The following is a 17,383-nucleotide window of genomic DNA, read 5'->3' as shown; positions in this document are numbered from 1 at the left end:
ATGTAAAGAATAAAATACACCAAAAAACAATAAATCAATGATTTTAATCAAGAAAATTTAAAAATCAAAATATCTATTTCTTATTCTTTAGTCTTATTTTTTTTATGATTTTATGCTTTAATACAGCCACTTTTTTATTTGATCTTTCATTGTACCTCAATGAATGACTTGTACATTGTTGTACATATTTTGAATAGGCCTCACCATGACCACAGTGAACGCACCAGAATTCGTTCGTCATCCTAAGCTTATCGCATGGGTTGAAGAAATTGCAAACGTAACCAAACCAGCAAAAATCGAATGGTGTGACGGAAGCGAAGAAGAGTATCAACGTCTAATCGACTTGATGATCGCTAACGGCACCATGCAGAAATTAAACCAAGAAAAACATCCTGGTTCTTATCTTGCAAATTCTGATCCATCTGATGTTGCGCGTGTTGAAGATCGTACCTACATTTGCTCTCAAAAGAAAGAAGATGCTGGTGCGACAAACAACTGGGAAGAACCAGCTGTTATGCGTGAAAAGTTAAATGGTTTGTTTGAAGGGTCAATGGAAGGTCGTACAATGTACGTTGTGCCTTTCTCTATGGGTCCACTTGGAAGCCATATTGCTCATATCGGTATTGAGTTAACTGACTCTCCTTATGTTGCTGTTAGCATGCGCAAAATGGCACGTATGGGTAAAGCAGTTTATGACGTGTTAGGTACAGACGGCGAATTTATTCCTTGTATTCATACCGTAGGTGCTCCACTCGCTGAAGGGCAAAAAGACGTTGCATGGCCTTGTAACCCTGAAAAATACATCGTTCATTACCCAGAAACTCGTGAAATCTGGTCTTACGGTTCTGGTTATGGCGGTAACGCATTACTTGGTAAGAAATGTTTAGCACTTCGTATTGCTTCTGTTATGGGACGCGAACAAGGTTGGTTAGCTGAACATATGCTTATTCTTGGTGTGACTAACCCACAAGGTGAAAAACACTATATCGCTGCAGCATTCCCATCTGCATGTGGTAAAACAAACTTTGCAATGTTAATTCCACCAGCAGGCTATGAAGGCTGGAAAATTGAGACTGTAGGTGACGATATTGCTTGGATCAAACCAGGTGAAGATGGTCGTCTATACGCAATCAATCCAGAAGCTGGTTTCTTTGGTGTTGCTCCTGGTACAAATACCAAAACTAACCCTAACTGTATGGCAACTCTTCACAAAGATGTTATCTATACAAACGTTGCGGTGACTAATGATGGTGAAGTATGGTGGGAAGGTCTTTCTAAAGAAATTCCAACTAACTTAACTAACTGGAAAGGTCAACCTCACGTAAATGGTGAAAAAGCTGCTCATCCAAATGCGCGCTTCACTGTTGCTGCTGGTCAATGCCCTTCTATCGATGCTGACTGGGAAAATCCAGCAGGTGTTCCGATTTCTGCATTTATCTTCGGTGGTCGCCGTGCAGATACGGTTCCTTTAGTATCTGAAGCTTTTGATTGGGTTGATGGCGTTTATAAAGCTGCAACTATGGGTTCAGAAACCACTGCTGCTGCTGTTGGTCAACAAGGTATCGTTCGTCGTGACCCATTCGCGATGCTTCCATTTGCTGGCTACAACATGGCTGACTACTTCGATCACTGGTTAAGCCTTGGTGAAGAAGTAAGTACAAAAGCTGAAGCTGCTGGTAATAAATTACCAAAAATCTTCAACGTAAACTGGTTCCGTCGTGATGCTGAAGGCAACTTCGTATGGCCTGGTTTCGGTCAAAACATGCGTGTTCTTGAGTGGATCATTGATCGTTGTGAAGGTCGTGCAAACGCTGTTGAAACACCAATTGGTCTTGTTCCAACTTACGATGACTTGAACTGGGAAGGTACTGATTTCTCTAAAGAAGAATTTGACCTTATCACAGCTCAAAATAAAGATCAGTGGGTTACTGAAATTGAAAGCCACACTGAGTTATTCAATAAACTTGGTGAACGCTTACCAAAAGCATTAAAAGAACGTCAAACAGCTTTACTTGAAGCTGTAAAAACTGGCTTCTAATTGCTAAATATAAAAAAGGTCGCTATATGCGACCTTTTTTATTATGCGGCATCATCTTTTTGTCGACGTCCAGCCAAATAGCTTTCCAAATTTTTTACTTGTTTTTCATCAAATGCCAAACCTAGCTTAGTTCTACGCCACAATATATCTTCTGCCGTATTTGCCCATTCATTTTCACATAAATACTGAACTTCAGATTCAAATAAACCGTGACCAAAATCTTGTCCTAACTGCTCAAGAGCTTTTTGCTCATGCAAAATATTCCAAACTCTAGAGCCATACGCATTTGCCCAGCGCGTAGCAAGCTGCTCAGTTACCCCTTCCACTTGGTTTTGAATCCTTATAACTAAATCTTCAAGTGTGGTCCAATTCTCTGCACCAGGTAATACTTCATTTGCGGTCCACTCCTCTCCCATTTCTATGAAAAATGGGCTAAGTTGTTCCAGAGCTGATTCCGCTAATTTCCGGTAAGTCGTAATCTTTCCACCAAATACGGACAGCAAGGGAGTGGTTTTATCTTCCACTTGCAACACCACAGTATAGTCACGGGTCACTGCTGAAGGATTATCTGACTCATCATCACATAAAGCTCTAACTCCAGAAAACTGACTTACAATATCTGCGCGGGTGAGCTGCTTTTTAAAATGTGAATTTGTCACTGCTAAAAGGTAATCAATTTCTACTTCTGTAATCTCTACCTTTTGAGGATCATCCAAATATTCCTGATCTGTCGTACCTATTAATGTGTATTGTTCTAAATAAGGAATGGCAAACACGATACGTCGATCTTCATTTTGCATAATAAAGGCCTTATGGCAATCATACAGTTTAGGCACAACAATATGACTTCCTTGTATAAGCCGAATTTGATATGGCGATTTTAATTGTAGGTTTTCACTAATAATTTCCTCGACCCAAGGGCCAGCTGCATTCACTAACGCTTTTGCACGTATTTGATAAAGCTCAGCCCCAGTTTGTAATTCCAGATGCCATAACTCTTGTTGTCTATAAGCCTTAATACATCGTGTTCGTGTTACAACTTCAGCTCCATTCTCTTTCGCTTGTAGTGCGTTTAATACGACAAGACGTGCATCATCTACAGTACAGTCAGAATATTCAAAGCCACGGGTTATAGCTGGCTTTAAAGGACTATCTTCTTTGAAATAAATCAGATTTGATCCTAATAATTTTTCTCGTTTTCCTAAATGATCATAAAAAAACAGGCCTGCCCGAATTAACCATGCAGGACGTAAATGTGGTCGATGAGGCATAATAAAACGCATTGGTTTAATAATATGAGGGGCTTTAGCCAACAAGACTTCACGCTCTGCTAAAGCTTCTCTGACTAACCGAAATTCTTTATGTTCTAAATAGCGTAAACCGCCATGAATTAATTTGCTGCTCGCAGATGAAGTATGACTAGCTAAATCGTCTTTTTCACATAAAAATACAGATAATCCGCGGCCTGCCGCATCATTAGCAATACCGACACCATTAATACCGCCACCAATCACAGCAATATCATATATTTTTGAATAATCATTAGCTTGTACTGTCATTTCTCATTTCTCATTTTCTTTTTATTGTTTATGTTATTAAAAATTAAAACATCAAATTGATGAAACAACAATCAAAAAAGCAGAATAATCAATTTTAAATAGCTACTGGGTTAATTCTTCATTGATTACTCTGCGATTTAATTACTTTCAGAAGAAATCAATCTTCTGCCCAATTTTGACTACGTTGAACTGCCTTCAACCATCCCTTATACATAACTTCAGTTTCTTCAAGGCTGGTACGTGGCTCGAAAACTTTCTCTATCGCAGACTTATTCTTCAATTCATTCAAATCTTGCCAGAAACCTGTTGCCAACCCAGCAAGAAAAGCAGCACCTAAAGCTGTTGTTTCTTTCATGGTGGGTCTTTCAACTGGAGTGGCTAAAATATCAGCCTGAAATTGCATTAAGAAATTATTAGCTGTTACTCCACCATCAACTCGGAGTGTTCGAAGCTCTTCTTCTGCATCTTGCTGCATCGCATCAAGTACATCTCGTGTCTGGTAAGCGATTGACTCTAAAGTTGCACGAATAATATGCTCTATACTCGCTCCACGAGTGAGTCCAAAAATTGCCCCTCGAGCGGTCGGGTCCCAATATGGCGCACCTAAACCTGTAAAGGCAGGTACTACATATACGCCATTACTGTCCTTTACACGTGTTGCATAAAGCTCCGAGTCTTTAGCGTTCTTAATTACCTTCAGCTCATCACGAAGCCACTGAACACAAGAGCCTCCATTAAACACGGCGCCCTCTAAGGCATAGTTCACTTCACCATTTGCACCACAAGCAATCGTCGTCAGTAAGCCATGCTCTGAACGGACAATCTTTTTACCCGTGTTCATTAAAAGAAAACAGCCTGTGCCATAGGTATTTTTTGCTTGCCCAGACTCTACACACATTTGCCCAAAAAGTGCAGCTTGTTGATCCCCTGCTATACCTGCAATTGGAATTCCCACCTCTTGTCCACTAATTGTATGTGTATAGCCATACACCTCAGATGAACTACGTACCTCTGGTAGAATTGCTTTAGGAATATCTAAAGCTTGTAAAAGTTTCTCATCCCATTCAAGCTTTTCAATATCAAAAAGCATCGTTCGCGAAGCATTGGTGAAATCAGTGACATGGGCTGCGCCATTGGTTAATTTCCAGATTAACCATGTATCGACCGTACCAAATAATAACTCCCCTCGCTCGGCCCGTTCACGGCTTCCTTCTACATGGTCCAGAATCCATTTTATTTTGGTGGCAGAAAAATAAGGGTCAATTACTAAACCTGTCACTTTACGGACGTGATCTTGCCAACCCGCCTTATGTAATTGATTACATATCTCTGTAGTTTGACGGCTTTGCCAAACAATTGCATTGTAAATAGGTTTTCCTGTTTTCTTATCCCATACAATTGTGGTTTCCCGCTGGTTTGTAATCCCAATTGCCGCAACTTGTTCACTCTTAATGCCAGCTTGAGCCAATGCCTCTACCCATACCGCACTTTGTGTCGCCCAAATTTCCATAGGATCATGCTCGACCCAACCTGGTTGAGGATAAATCTGGGTAAATTCTTTTTGAGCAATACTTACAACGTTAGCATCATGATCTAAAACAATTGCTCTTGAGCTTGTTGTTCCCTGATCGAAAGCGACAATATATTTTTTTGGGCAATTTGACATCTGAACGTCCCTTTCATTATTTACACACACTAGCTCATGACGATAAAACATCATGTCTAACTGTATTATTCAAAATTTTCTTTGGAATATATCATTGTTTTTAACGCATATATTGCTTCTAAACTAAACATTGGTCATTCTTGATCAATTTTCTTATCTTTATGGGAAAATAATGTGCAGTAAATCAAAATTTAGCTACAAGAACATGCGAATTGTCTAATTTGAAATCACATAAATATTCAACCTCTCCCTTTGCTTAAATAATAAACATTGTTTTACAGACATAAAAAAAATAAAGTGAAATACTCCTCTGGATACTATGTAAAAACGGAATAAATTCTCTCTCTTTTTTAGCATTCAACCCAAGCGAAACATGGAGCGACCCATGGTTGATCAACCCTCTACAGCAACAACCCCACAACCTCATTTAGATACAAAAACTCGCCTAAAATCAATTTTAGGTGGTTCTGCTGGTAACCTTGTCGAATGGTACGACTGGTATGTATATGCTGCATTTACTCTCTATTTTGCTCATGCTTTTTTCCCAAAAGGAAGTCAAACTGCTCAGTTACTTCAAGCAGCCGCTATTTTTGCTGTAGGTTTCCTTATGCGTCCAATTGGCGCATGGATTATGGGAATCTATTCAGACCGTAAAGGACGTAAAGCAGGTCTTACGCTTTCGGTCACTTTAATGTGTGTCGGTTCTCTACTCATTGCAGTCACCCCTTCCTATGAAAGCATTGGCGTATTCGCTCCACTACTTTTGGTTGTCGCACGTTTAATTCAAGGTTTAAGTGTAGGCGGTGAATATGGTGCAAGTGCTACCTATTTAAGTGAAATGGCTGAAAAAAATCGACGTGGTTTTTTCTCCAGCTTCCAATATGTAACTTTAATTGCCGGACAATTGACGGCTCTATGTGTTCTTTTAATATTACAAATCGTATTAACCGAACAACAGTTGCATGACTGGGGATGGCGCATTCCATTCTTTATTGGCGCTTTACTTGCCATTGTTGTATTCCGTATTCGTCGTGGCTTATTAGAAACACAATCTTTTAAAAATGCTCAAGCTGAAAAAGACCAGCCCGAATCAGGCATGTTTGCTTTATTCAAGCACTACCCAAAAGAAGCTTTTACAGTATTATTTTTAACAGCTGGCGGAACTTTAGCTTTTTATACTTACACGACTTACCTACAAAAATATTTAGTGAATACTTCCGGATTTACAAAACCCGAAGCCACTCAAATTACTACTTTAGCGCTATTTATTTTCATGTGCTTACAACCTGTAGCTGGTGCTTTGTCAGACCGAATCGGACGTAAACCACTCATGATCGCTTTTGGTGTAACTGGGGTTTTATTTACTTATATTTTATTTAATACCCTTGCAACCACACATAATTATTGGACTGCTTTCTGGTTGTGCTTGGCAGGTCTAGTTATGGTAACGGGCTATACATCTATTAATGCCGTGGTTAAAGCTGAACTTTTCCCTGCTCATATTCGGGCTTTAGGGGTAGCTTTACCCTACGCGATTGCCAATACATTGTTTGGCGGTACAGCAGAGTTCTTTGCTTTGAGTTTTAAAGAGGCTGGTCATGAATCTTGGTACTTTATTTATGTAACTATTATGATCTTCATTTCACTCATTATTTATATTTTTATGAAAGATACTAAGCATCATTCAAAAATTAAAGAACATTAATATTTTACCAATAAGCGCTAATATCGCCAGCCGATGTTAGCTTAAATCGTGCGATTAAGCCCCAACAATCGTTGTGTTTATGAGATACTAGAGATAAGAATATAAGGATGATACTGATGAATAGAAGTATTTTATGTTTGGCATTAAGCAGCATGTTTATTTTAACTGCTTGTCAGACCACCCCTCGACAATATAATGGCTCAACTGGCTATCAGATTGAAAACAAAACAAAAACTTCTGCAACTTTAGCTTATACATTGGCTAGCCGCACTAATCAGCAGTTAGATGAACGTAAATTGCAACGTGCTTGTCAAAATGTATTGGGTGCTCAAAAAGTTTATAAATTGTCAGTTCTCAGCATTAATGAGATTTCAAACCCAGCTCAACAAGAACATTATGGTGTTCAATTGGGTGAAACTCGTGCCTCATTTGGTTTATCTAATACACCGAGCTTAAACAACGGCGAAGATTATGCGACTCGCCAAGCGCTTGAAGCACGCCCGAGTACGCTAAAAGTCGTTCGTTATACCTGCTCATAATATAAAAAAAAGACGCTGTTTTTACAGCGTCTTATAAAAACTTACATTTCTAAATTCTTTAGCTTCATCAAGGTCTGGCCATGTTGATGCACTTCTGTCATCAATTTTTTGATAATTAGGATGACTAAAGTTTTTAACACGGCTATCTGCAACCCAGACTTCTGGGGCAAACTTTAAAAATTCATCTAAAAAGAAACGGTTGCACTGGTCATATAACACATCGGCTGCCAATAAAATATCAACTTGCTCTGCTTTATATAAATCGTCTAAATATTCCAGCTCAACATCATTTAACAAAGCATTTTCACGGCAGGCTGCAAGACTAACTTGATCAATATCACAACAAATTACTCTTTTAGCGCCAGCCATTTTTGCTGCAATTGCAACAACACCAGAACCTGCACCAAAATCGAGAACAACTTTATCTTTGACATGATGTGGCTCTGCAAGCAACCACTGCGCCATTGCTAAACCAGATGCCCAGCAAAAAATCCAGTACGGCGTGTCATTCCAGATACGGCGAATCACTTCATCATCTAAGCGATCAGTTGGAAAAACTGGCGGAATCAACCATAAAGAAATAGATGTTTCCGGCAACTGCTGTGCCATTAATTCACAATGAGGGATGACTTCCTGCAAGGCTTGAAGTAAATGTTCAGGGGCTTTGGTAAGTTGAAAGGTGCAGCTCATAAATAAGCTCAACAATTTATAATTACTATTTGATACGCGTTAACGTCATCCGCAACTTGAGCAAGACTAAAACAGTGGCTAAAGCATAATAAAGTGGCTAATCACTATAAATACACTACTTCAATTTTACCACTGCTTTAATTACAGCAACCGTTTTGGTCTTGCGTAGCATTTGCTACTCATCCCGAAAGAAAAGTAACATACGAGCTCCTAACATTTGCGTTAAACGGTAGGATGCCGTCGTGAACAAATTAAACTAAAGCTTTTTCAGCAGCTTCTACAGTTTGACGAATTAATGTTGTAATTGTCATTGGGCCTACACCACCTGGTACTGGTGTATATGCAGAAGCAATTTCTTCAATACCTTGTAGCTGGATGTCACCTACACCACCGCCATCACGAGGATGGAAACCAGCATCCACAACCACTGCACCTTGTTTAATCCAGTCTTTTTGAATAAGTTCCGCCTTACCCACAGCACCAACAATAATGTCAGCTTGTTTCACAAGCTCAGGTAAGTTTTGTGTGCGTGAATGACAAATCGTTACTGTTGCATTAGCTTGCAAAAGCATCATTGCCATTGGTTTACCTAAAATTGCTGAACGGCCAACCACAACTGCATGTTTGCCTGCAATTTCAATGTTGTTCTCTTTTAGAATAGTCATAATGCCGGCTGGAGTTGCTGAACCATAGGCAGCTTCACCCATTGCCATACGACCAAAACCGAGGCAAGTCACGCCATCTACATCTTTAGCTAATGAAATCGCATCAAAACATGCGCGTTCATCAATTTGTGCAGGTACGGGATGTTGTAAAAGAATACCGTGAACATCTGGATTGGCATTAAGCTTTTCGATTTCTGCTAATAATTGTTCTGTTGTTGTTTCTTGTGATAATTCAATTTTTAAAGAATCCATCCCTACTCGACGGCAGGCATTTCCTTTCATGCGTACATAAGTTGCAGATGCGCCATCATCCCCAACCAAAATAGTCGCCAAAATCGGGGTACGACCTGTTTTAGCTTTTAAAGCTTCAACACGTACCGACAAATTTTCTTCAATTTGCTTTGCTAATGCACGACCGTCTAAAACCAATGCCACAGCACATCTCCAAGGTAGACATGAATTTAATATGCCAATAATACATGATTATTTGGACAATTTTATTCTAGATGTTGCTTTTATGTTCATCTTCACTAAAAACAGTATTGTTTTTTCTGTAAAGGTTGCTAATATGTGCATCACCAAATGTAGGCGGGGTGGCAGAGTGGTCATGCAGCGGACTGCAACTCCGTGGACGCCGGTTCGATTCCGACCTCCGCCTCCAAATTTGGTAAAGCCCGGGTGGTGAAATAGGTAGACACAGGGGATTTAAAATCCCCCGCCCACAAAGCGTGCCGGTTCGAGTCCGGCCCCGGGCACCATTTTTTAATATTGAAAATGGTGCCATAAAGAATCCAGCGTAAGCTGGTTTTTTTATGCCTATAAAAAAGTAAAGGATGCTATTAGCACCCCTTACCCTACCCAATATATCTAAGCGGTTTTCTGCTTATCTTTTGCAGGCGTCAAATTCACATCTAACACTAATTGATATTGTCTACTTGTATCTACTTTATATTCTGCATTTTTAATTGAATCTACAAATATCCAATTCGACTGTACCTGCGCTTGATCTAACGTAACCAATAAATAGCCTCGCTGATTTAAATTACAATAGGCCAATTCATCAATAAGCGTAGTAAAAGCAAATTCAAACTGTTGTAATTGAGCTATTGGAATACTTAAATATTTTTCGAGGCCTGGTGAAGAAACTGAACTCGTCGCCAGCTCAACCCCAACATATTGACCTTTTTGGCTATACAAATAAGATGCCCATGCATTATGAGTATCGCCTGCCAAAACAATAACTTTCTTATTCAAACTAGCTAAGTTTTCATATACGGTTTCACGTTCAGCATAATAACCATCCCAAGCATCAAGGTTATATGGCACTACTGTTGTGACTCGCGCTTTCTCTTGAGCAGTTAATGTTGGATCGCCCTGTTCTAACCGCAATTTCAAGGTGACTAGCTCTGTAATTTGAGCATTCATTTTAGCCAAGGTTTCAGCCGAAGCCCCACCTGAGGTAATTTGCCCTAAAGACAACAATAACTCAGCAGGAATCCACATCTTACTCATTAGAACTTGCTGACCGATCACATTCCATGTTGCCGTAGATTGCTTCAATTTATCAACCAACCAATCCCTTTGTGTATAGCCCATTAAAGTACGCTTTGGATCAGTTAAGTCGGCCTGAAACTTTTGAGCATCCAAACCAGCAGCTGTCATATAATCAGCATATTCAAGCTGTTTATCACGCGCAATAATACGTGTATCCAGCATCGTCAGCTCAACCAATGAACCGAAATTAAACTGTCGGTAAATATTTAAATGATCTGTGCTAGCAACTGGACGAATAGGCATCCATTCAAAATAAGCTTGTAGAGCAGCTAATTTACGATCAGAAAAAGACCCTTCATCACTTTGATGATTTTCGGCCCCATCACGCCAAGTATTATTTGCTAACTCATGGTCATCCCAAATTACAATAAAAGGATGACGCTGGTGAGCTGCCTGCAAGTCTTTATCTTGACGATAAAGTGCATAACGTTTGCGATAATCATCTAGTTTGATAATTTCTTTATTATTATCTGTTGGTAAGGTTCGACCAAGTTTTGCTGCATCTTCCGCCGCATAGCCATCTGCCCCATATTCATAAATATAATCACCTAAATGAATAATGACATCGACATTCTGCTTTGCCATTTCACGGTAAACATAAAAGTAACCTGCCGGATAGTTCGAGCAAGAACATACGGCAAAGCTAACTTTATTGGTACTTATTGGTAATGTTTTAGTTTGACCAACAGATGAAATTTTATTTCCAAAACGGAAACGATAATAATAAATGGTATTCGCCTGTAGTCCTGTTGCATCCACCTTTACCGTGAAGTCATCAGTCTTGGTCGTTTCAACCATCCCCGTCTTTAAATTCTGCTTAAATTGATTATCAGTGGCAATTTCCCAAGTAACTTTAAGACGTGCACTAAGATCTACTGGTGTTAATCGCGTCCATAAAATCACTTTATCTTGTAAAGGGTCGCCGGTCGCAACTCCATGTAAAAAATCTGCTTGTGTCTCTGCACTTTCATCGTCTGAGCCATCATTACAACCCGTAAAAGCTACAGGCAAAGACAGTGCCCCAAAACCGAATAGACTTTTTTGAATTAATTCTCGGCGTGAAATTTTCTCTGACATACAACTACCTAAGTTTTAAGCAATGAGTGCCTTAAACTTAAGTAGATAAGATGAACAACTGATCTCAATTTGATGAAGAAATTATGACTTAAGTAGATCTTATTTTTAAATACATGTACGAACTGATTGAAAATAAAGCAAACTATCCGATTTTCTCTTGCCAATCGCCGTCTTGTCATCTATTATTGCGCACATGCCCGGGTGGTGAAATAGGTAGACACAGGGGATTTAAAATCCCCCGCCCACAAAGCGTGCCGGTTCGAGTCCGGCCCCGGGCACCATTTTCAAATATTGAATTTGGTGTTACAAAGAATCCAGCGTAAGCTGGTTTTTTTATGCCTAATTAAAATGAATTTTATGATAAGAATATTATTACTTCTGTGTAGTATCCTTTTTATATCCAAGGTTTACGCTACAGATCTTTTTTCTGGCACTATTTCTTTCAAAGATGACAACTGGTACTTTTCACGCTGCTCTATTACCAAAGATGATTACTTAATTAAAGCACCTGAACAGATCATAGATAAACTCAAAGCATTACAGCAAAAACGAGAAACCTATTGGATCAGTTTATTAGCAGATGCCGATTATCAAGAGAATGGTGTTTTAGTGTTAAAAATTAAAGAAATAAACGAAATTCATTCAAAGGCATCTTGTCATTTATTAGATGCATTTGAAAATATTGAGAATCGAGAGTAATCACCACTCTCGATTCACAACCAACTCTTCCATCTCAAGATCCAAATATCCTGCACCCTGCGCCACCATCATCATTGCCTCAGCAATATAGTCAGCAGCACTATCATCTAGTGAAGAATCCAGATCTTCGAACTGTGGTTTCATTTCATTAATTTCAATAACAGTTTGATGAGCATATCGATAGATATCCTGATCAGCTAAAGCAGACTTTTGAACTTTTTTGGCAAATTGTTCAATTAACTGCTTGAGTTCAGCGACTAAAATATCTGGATAATACTCATCATCAAACATTGGGAGAAGTAAGTCTTCGAACATACAAAAGTTTACACAGCAGCAGAAACCTGCCGCTTATAACATATTTTCAAAATAATAACGACAATTTTCCCTGACTCAACCATCCAATCCATGCAATTAATTAATCATAATCTGATTATAAAAGCCTGTTTCTTCAAGCTTGTTCCATCGCTTTCCAAACGAGAATTGCATCATGCATGGCTTTTACATCATGTGCACGAACAATGGATGCTCCTTGCTGAATACTCAGCAAATGCCCTGTAACGCTTCCTACCGCGCGTTGATCTGCTACTACACCCTTTAAAGCTTCACCAATAAAACGTTTACGAGAAAGACCCGATAAAATTGGATAACCCATATCACTAAGTCTCCAAAACTCTTTTAATAGTTTTAAATTCTGCTGAGCATTTTTTGCAAAACCAAATCCCGGATCAATAATAATATTATGCTTTTTCACACCAGCGGTTAGAGCCTCATTAATACGCTGCCGAAGCTCTTGCATTACATCCAACGTTACATCCGTATACTGATCTAGCTGATTCATTGTGGTGGGCTCACCACGCATATGCATGATCACTACAGGTATATCTAACTCTACTGCAGTTTTTAAAGCATTTGGTCGAGTAAGCGCACGTACATCATTCCAAATATGCGCGCCTGCTTCTTTCGCTGCACAGATAACATCTGGCTGACTTGTATCAATCGATAAAACCACATTATGTTTAGCTAAAGCTTCAACTACAGGAACAACTCGTCGTACCTCTTCTTCTACACTTACTTCTGATGCACCTGGTCGAGTAGATTCCCCGCCAACATCTATAATTGTGGCGCCTTGTTCAATCATATTTAATGCATACGCCACAGCTTGATCTAACTGATTATGCTTTCCACCATCACTAAAAGAGTCTGGTGTGACATTTAAAATGCCCATAACGTGAGGCTGTGATAAATCTAACTGAAGCTGTCCACATTGTAGAATTTGCTGAGGTAAAGGCATTAACTGCATGACAAGCTCCAATTTAATATTCGGCAACATTTTAACAAGTCTCTGCTCGATATACTGTTGATTTCTTTTCGGCTTTGTCTGAAATACGCGCATAAAAAAAGAGCCACATGATAGTGGCTCTTTTTTTTAACAGGTTTAGTTCATTGCTGGTAATGGTGGTGGTGTAGATGGACCATCTTTTGGTGGTTCAAATGCAGCCACTGGATTTTCAGCAATATAGACCTTAGGTGGTTGTGGTTCACGACCTTCCATAATGTCACGAATTTGATCACGATCAATGGTTTCCCACTCCATCAAAGCTTTTACCATTGCATGTGCAATATCCTTATTACCTTCTAAGATATTACGCGCAACTTTATATTGCTCATCAAGAATACGGCGTACTTCTTCGTCAACCAATTGTTGAGTTGCTTCAGAGATAGTACGACTACCTACATTTCCAAAGAAACCATTCTGGTTTTCGTCTTCGTAAACCATTACGCCCATTTTGTCAGACATACCGTACTTAGTAACCATTGCACGCGCCATTTTAGTAGCTCGCTCAAAGTCATTTGAAGCACCAGTAGATTGCTGTTGGATAAACACTTCTTCAGCAATACGACCACCAAACAAAATCGCAATTTCGTTTAGCATCTTGTCTTTATAATGGCTAATCTGGTCTTGTTCAGGTAACTGCCAAGTTACACCCAAAGCCCAACCACGTGGCATGATTGTTACTTTATGAACAGGATCTGTACCAGGCAAAATCTCTGCAACAATTGCATGACCAGCTTCATGATAAGCAGTAGCACGACGCTCTTCTTCACGTAGAACCATCGACTTACGCTCTGGACCCATGTAGATTTTGTCTTTTGCGTCTTCAAAGTCATGCATGTCAACAGTATTCTTATTACGACGTGCAGCAAATAATGCAGCTTCGTTAACAAGGTTTGCCAACTGTGCACCAGAGAAACCTGGTGTACCACGCGCTAAGACTTGCATGTCCACACCCGTGACTGAAGGTAACTTTTTCAAATGTACATTCAGAATTTGCTCACGACCACGAATATCTGGTAGACCAACCATTACTTGACGGTCAAAACGACCCGGACGCAATAATGCTTTATCAAGCACATCAGCACGGTTAGTTGCAGCAATAACAATTACGCCTTCATTACCTTCAAAACCGTCCATCTCTACAAGCATTTGGTTTAAGGTTTGTTCACGCTCATCATGACCACCACCTGTACCTGAACCACGATGACGACCCACTGCATCAATCTCATCAATAAAGATGATACATGGTGCGTGACGCTTCGCTTGCTCAAACATATCACGGACACGGGACGCACCCACACCCACGAACATTTCTACAAAGTCAGAACCTGAAATGCTGAAGAAAGGAACCTTGGCTTCACCAGCAATTGCTTTAGCTAATAACGTTTTACCAGTACCCGGCGGGCCAACCATAAGTACGCCACGAGGAATAGTAGCGCCCAAACGTTTGAATTTTGCAGGGTCTTTTAAGAAATCTACAATTTCAACAACTTCTTGTTTTGCTTCATCACAGCCGGCGACGTCAGAAAAATTGAGTTTAATCTGGTCTTCAGAAAGCATTTTTGCCTTTGATTTACCAAAACTCATCGGTCCATTCTTTCCGCCTGCACCACCACCCATGTTACGCATAAAGAACATGAATAACAAAATGATTAACAGTACAGGGAAACTAGCAATGAGAAGTTGCATCAAAATGCCTTGACGTTGTGGAGCTGTTCCCTCTACAACAACATTTTGTTTATTTAAGCTTGGCATAAGTTCAGTGTCTTCAACTTGCGGACGAACAGTTTCAAACTGTGATCCGTTAGTTTTTTCACCATTTATATTTAAACCGTCAATTGTGACTTGCTTAATTTGGCCACTATTCACCGCTGCAACGAAATCTGAATATTTCATCGCAGTAGGCTTATTGCGGTCACTGATATTACTGAAAATTAAAATCAGAACACCAAGTATTATTAGCCACAATACGGCATTCTTGAAGTAATCGCTCAAAGCTTTATTCCCATATCGATCTAATTTGATCATGCCCAATCTTGGCCGATCGTCATAAAAGCAGCAACTGTATTGCTTGCGGATAACCTAAAAGTACAAAATGCACAATTTTTAGGAGCTTGGCAAGTAAACTTTATTGCAATGCTTTCTTACGCCCTTGTCCAATCAAAAAAACCTCTTTAGACCGCGCCCGAGAAGCTGCTGGTTTTGCTGTCTTTAACACATCAAAACTATCAACTACTTGTTTACGAAACTCATCAAATCCTGTGCCCTGGAACACTTTAACAACAAATTGTCCATTAGGACCCAGAACCTTTTGAGCAAAATCTAAAGCCAATTCACATAAGTAAATCTGTCTAGGTTGATCAACGGCCCTATTACCTGATGTATTGGGGGCCATATCAGAAATTACAATGTCTACTTGTCGCCCATTTAAAATATTTAACAATTTTTCAAATACATCTTCTTCTCTAAAGTCGCCTTGTAAGAAAGTGACATCAGGCAAAGCATCCATAGGCAAAATGTCAGAAGCAACCACTAAACCTTTGCTACCAACGAGTTTCCCAGCGATTTGAGACCAACTACCAGGAGCCGCGCCTAAATCCACTACAGTCATGCCTGGCTTGATCAACTTATATTTTTCTTGGATTTCAAGAAGTTTATAGGCTGCTCGAGCACGATATCCTTCCTTTTGTGCTTTTTTTACAAAAGGATCGTCAAGATGTTCCCTCATCCATACACGACTACTTTTCGACAATTTCTGGTTTGTAATGCGTGTTGCCATAACTCACTAAATATCAAAAAAACTTCTGATCGTTCATTGTACGTGAAAATTACTCTCATTACAGTACGGATGTAGCGTAATCTCACTAAGTTTTACAGTTTTTTTCCAATAATGTTGATCGATTATTTATACAGTTTTTCGTACATCTGGATTTAAGTTTTTTGCTATACTAAGCCGTTTTTAAAATCAGGTATTTTTAATGGCCGCTTTATCTATCCATGAACGTAAACGTTTACGTCAAATTGGTCATGTGCTTAATCCAGTTGTCATGATTGGTGGACAAGGCTTAACAGACGCGGTAATCGAAGAAACACTTCGTGCTTTAAATGACCATGAGCTTATTAAAGTTAAGATTGCTGGTGAAGACCGTGAAGCGCGTACTGCAACAATTGACGCAATTGTAGAAGCGACAGGTGCTCAAGCTGTGCAAAAAATTGGTAAAATTGTTTTGCTTTACAAAAAAGCAGCTAAACAAAACCAGCATTTATCTAATCTTGTTCGTCACGCTCATCTAGCAAACTAATTTAATTTGACAAACTATGGCAAGTTACGAACTTTCAGCTTTTGATCGTTTTCAAGCTGTTTCCGTTGTTGGCGCAATTGAACAGCAAGCACCCTATACCTTAAATATCGGTTTTTGGATTCGCGATCCAAATCAACTTATTATCTGGCCTCAAGAAGTCGCGGCTCATCCTCGTCAAGATTTTTTGTGGGAAGAAACTTGTTTCGAAATTTTTGTTGGCGTGCATGGTGAAGATTATTATCGGGAAATTAATCTTTCCCCTTCTCAAGCATGGCAGTCATATCAGTTTGAAGAATATCGCTATCCAGAAAGTATACCTCCCCTTGCTGCTTACGATATTGAACTGAATCATCTCAAGCGTACTCACTATGGCTTAAATGTTAGTCTTGATTTAGGACAATTTATGCAACAGCATCGCTTGAAATGGGCAAACCTTTATTTAGGCTTGACTACAGTTTTAAAGACAAAAGAAGGTATGCAGTACTATGCAATGCAGCATAGTGGAAAAAGTGCAGATTTCCATAATAAACGTGACTGGTTACATCAGTTCTAA

General features: G+C 39.5%; 15 protein-coding genes and 3 tRNA genes. 9 read left to right on the top strand and 9 right to left on the bottom strand.

Annotated elements, in window-relative coordinates; genetic code table 11:
• The first annotated feature begins 205 nt into the window (after positions 1-205).
• Complete coding sequence (locus AC07M3_RS13705; RefSeq protein WP_004643846.1) at positions 206-2,038, top strand: phosphoenolpyruvate carboxykinase (GTP); 1,833 nt, start codon at positions 206-208, stop codon at positions 2,036-2,038.
• 41 nt (positions 2,039-2,079) lie between these two features.
• Here the strand turns inward: AC07M3_RS13705 and glpD are convergent, their stop codons facing one another.
• Positions 2,080-3,597: a glycerol-3-phosphate dehydrogenase gene (glpD, locus tag AC07M3_RS13700; protein ID WP_494567556.1), complete on the bottom strand. Its 1,518-nt coding sequence runs from the start codon at positions 3,595-3,597 to the stop codon at positions 2,080-2,082.
• Between the two features lie 157 nt (positions 3,598-3,754).
• Positions 3,755-5,263: a glycerol kinase GlpK gene (gene glpK, locus AC07M3_RS13695; protein ID WP_494567555.1), complete on the bottom strand. Its 1,509-nt coding sequence runs from the start codon at positions 5,261-5,263 to the stop codon at positions 3,755-3,757.
• A gap of 373 nt (positions 5,264-5,636) precedes the next feature.
• Between glpK and AC07M3_RS13690 the strand changes: the two genes are divergently transcribed.
• Complete coding sequence (locus AC07M3_RS13690; protein WP_309949565.1) at positions 5,637-6,968, top strand: MFS transporter; 1,332 nt, start codon at positions 5,637-5,639, stop codon at positions 6,966-6,968.
• Between the two features lie 116 nt (positions 6,969-7,084).
• The gene (locus AC07M3_RS13685) at positions 7,085-7,507 is read left to right on the top strand and encodes a hypothetical protein (RefSeq protein ID WP_494567554.1); all 423 of its coding nucleotides are present in this window, start codon (positions 7,085-7,087) and stop codon (positions 7,505-7,507) included.
• Between the two features lie 21 nt (positions 7,508-7,528).
• On the opposite strand, the gene AC07M3_RS13680 is transcribed toward AC07M3_RS13685, so the two are convergent.
• Together AC07M3_RS13680 and folD are read right to left on the bottom strand one after the other, a co-directional pair.
• Positions 7,529-8,197: a class I SAM-dependent methyltransferase gene (locus AC07M3_RS13680; RefSeq protein ID WP_494567553.1), complete on the bottom strand. Its 669-nt coding sequence runs from the start codon at positions 8,195-8,197 to the stop codon at positions 7,529-7,531.
• Positions 8,198-8,448: 251 nt separating this feature from the next.
• Complete coding sequence (gene folD, locus AC07M3_RS13675) at positions 8,449-9,297, bottom strand: bifunctional methylenetetrahydrofolate dehydrogenase/methenyltetrahydrofolate cyclohydrolase FolD (RefSeq protein WP_494567552.1); 849 nt, start codon at positions 9,295-9,297, stop codon at positions 8,449-8,451.
• A 152-nt stretch (positions 9,298-9,449) separates the two neighbouring features.
• Here folD and AC07M3_RS13670 point away from each other — a divergent pair.
• Both AC07M3_RS13670 and AC07M3_RS13665 read left to right on the top strand, forming a co-directional pair.
• Positions 9,450-9,523 (top strand) — tRNA-Cys (locus AC07M3_RS13670).
• A gap of 11 nt (positions 9,524-9,534) precedes the next feature.
• Positions 9,535-9,620 (top strand) — tRNA-Leu (locus AC07M3_RS13665).
• Between the two features lie 109 nt (positions 9,621-9,729).
• Here the strand turns inward: AC07M3_RS13665 and AC07M3_RS13660 are convergent.
• Positions 9,730-11,493, bottom strand: coding sequence for an alkaline phosphatase D family protein (locus tag AC07M3_RS13660; protein ID WP_494567551.1), 1,764 nt, complete (start codon positions 11,491-11,493; stop codon positions 9,730-9,732).
• Positions 11,494-11,688: 195 nt separating this feature from the next.
• On the opposite strand from AC07M3_RS13660, the gene AC07M3_RS13655 reads away from it, so the two are divergent.
• A tRNA-Leu gene (locus AC07M3_RS13655) sits at positions 11,689-11,774 on the top strand.
• A 76-nt stretch (positions 11,775-11,850) separates the two neighbouring features.
• Positions 11,851-12,192 (top strand): hypothetical protein, encoded by a 342-nt coding sequence (locus tag AC07M3_RS13650; RefSeq protein ID WP_494567550.1) that lies wholly within the window; start codon positions 11,851-11,853, stop codon positions 12,190-12,192.
• Here the strand turns inward: AC07M3_RS13650 and AC07M3_RS13645 are convergent, their stop codons facing one another.
• From AC07M3_RS13645 to rlmE, 4 genes are all read right to left on the bottom strand, one after another.
• Positions 12,193-12,507, bottom strand: coding sequence for a DUF5713 family protein (locus AC07M3_RS13645; RefSeq protein ID WP_003650079.1), 315 nt, complete (start codon positions 12,505-12,507; stop codon positions 12,193-12,195).
• A 133-nt stretch (positions 12,508-12,640) separates the two neighbouring features.
• The gene (gene folP, locus AC07M3_RS13640; RefSeq protein ID WP_494567549.1) at positions 12,641-13,492 is read right to left on the bottom strand and encodes a dihydropteroate synthase; all 852 of its coding nucleotides are present in this window, start codon (positions 13,490-13,492) and stop codon (positions 12,641-12,643) included.
• A gap of 135 nt (positions 13,493-13,627) precedes the next feature.
• On the bottom strand, positions 13,628-15,523 hold the full coding sequence (gene ftsH / locus AC07M3_RS13635) for an ATP-dependent zinc metalloprotease FtsH (RefSeq protein ID WP_213074624.1): 1,896 nt from the start codon (positions 15,521-15,523) through the stop codon (positions 13,628-13,630).
• 133 nt (positions 15,524-15,656) lie between these two features.
• Positions 15,657-16,307 (bottom strand): 23S rRNA (uridine(2552)-2'-O)-methyltransferase RlmE, encoded by a 651-nt coding sequence (gene rlmE, locus AC07M3_RS13630; RefSeq protein ID WP_005038716.1) that lies wholly within the window; start codon positions 16,305-16,307, stop codon positions 15,657-15,659.
• Between the two features lie 199 nt (positions 16,308-16,506).
• Between rlmE and yhbY the strand changes: the two genes are divergently transcribed.
• Positions 16,507-16,830 (top strand): ribosome assembly RNA-binding protein YhbY, encoded by a 324-nt coding sequence (gene yhbY / locus AC07M3_RS13625; RefSeq protein WP_003650075.1) that lies wholly within the window; start codon positions 16,507-16,509, stop codon positions 16,828-16,830.
• A 16-nt stretch (positions 16,831-16,846) separates the two neighbouring features.
• Positions 16,847-17,383, top strand: a complete 537-nt coding sequence (locus AC07M3_RS13620) for a DOMON-like domain-containing protein (protein WP_003650074.1) — start codon at positions 16,847-16,849, stop codon at positions 17,381-17,383.

The organism is Acinetobacter sp. GW821-FHT09D10 (genome assembly GCF_059416285.1).
This window is presented reverse-complemented; position numbering and strand designations above follow the sequence as displayed.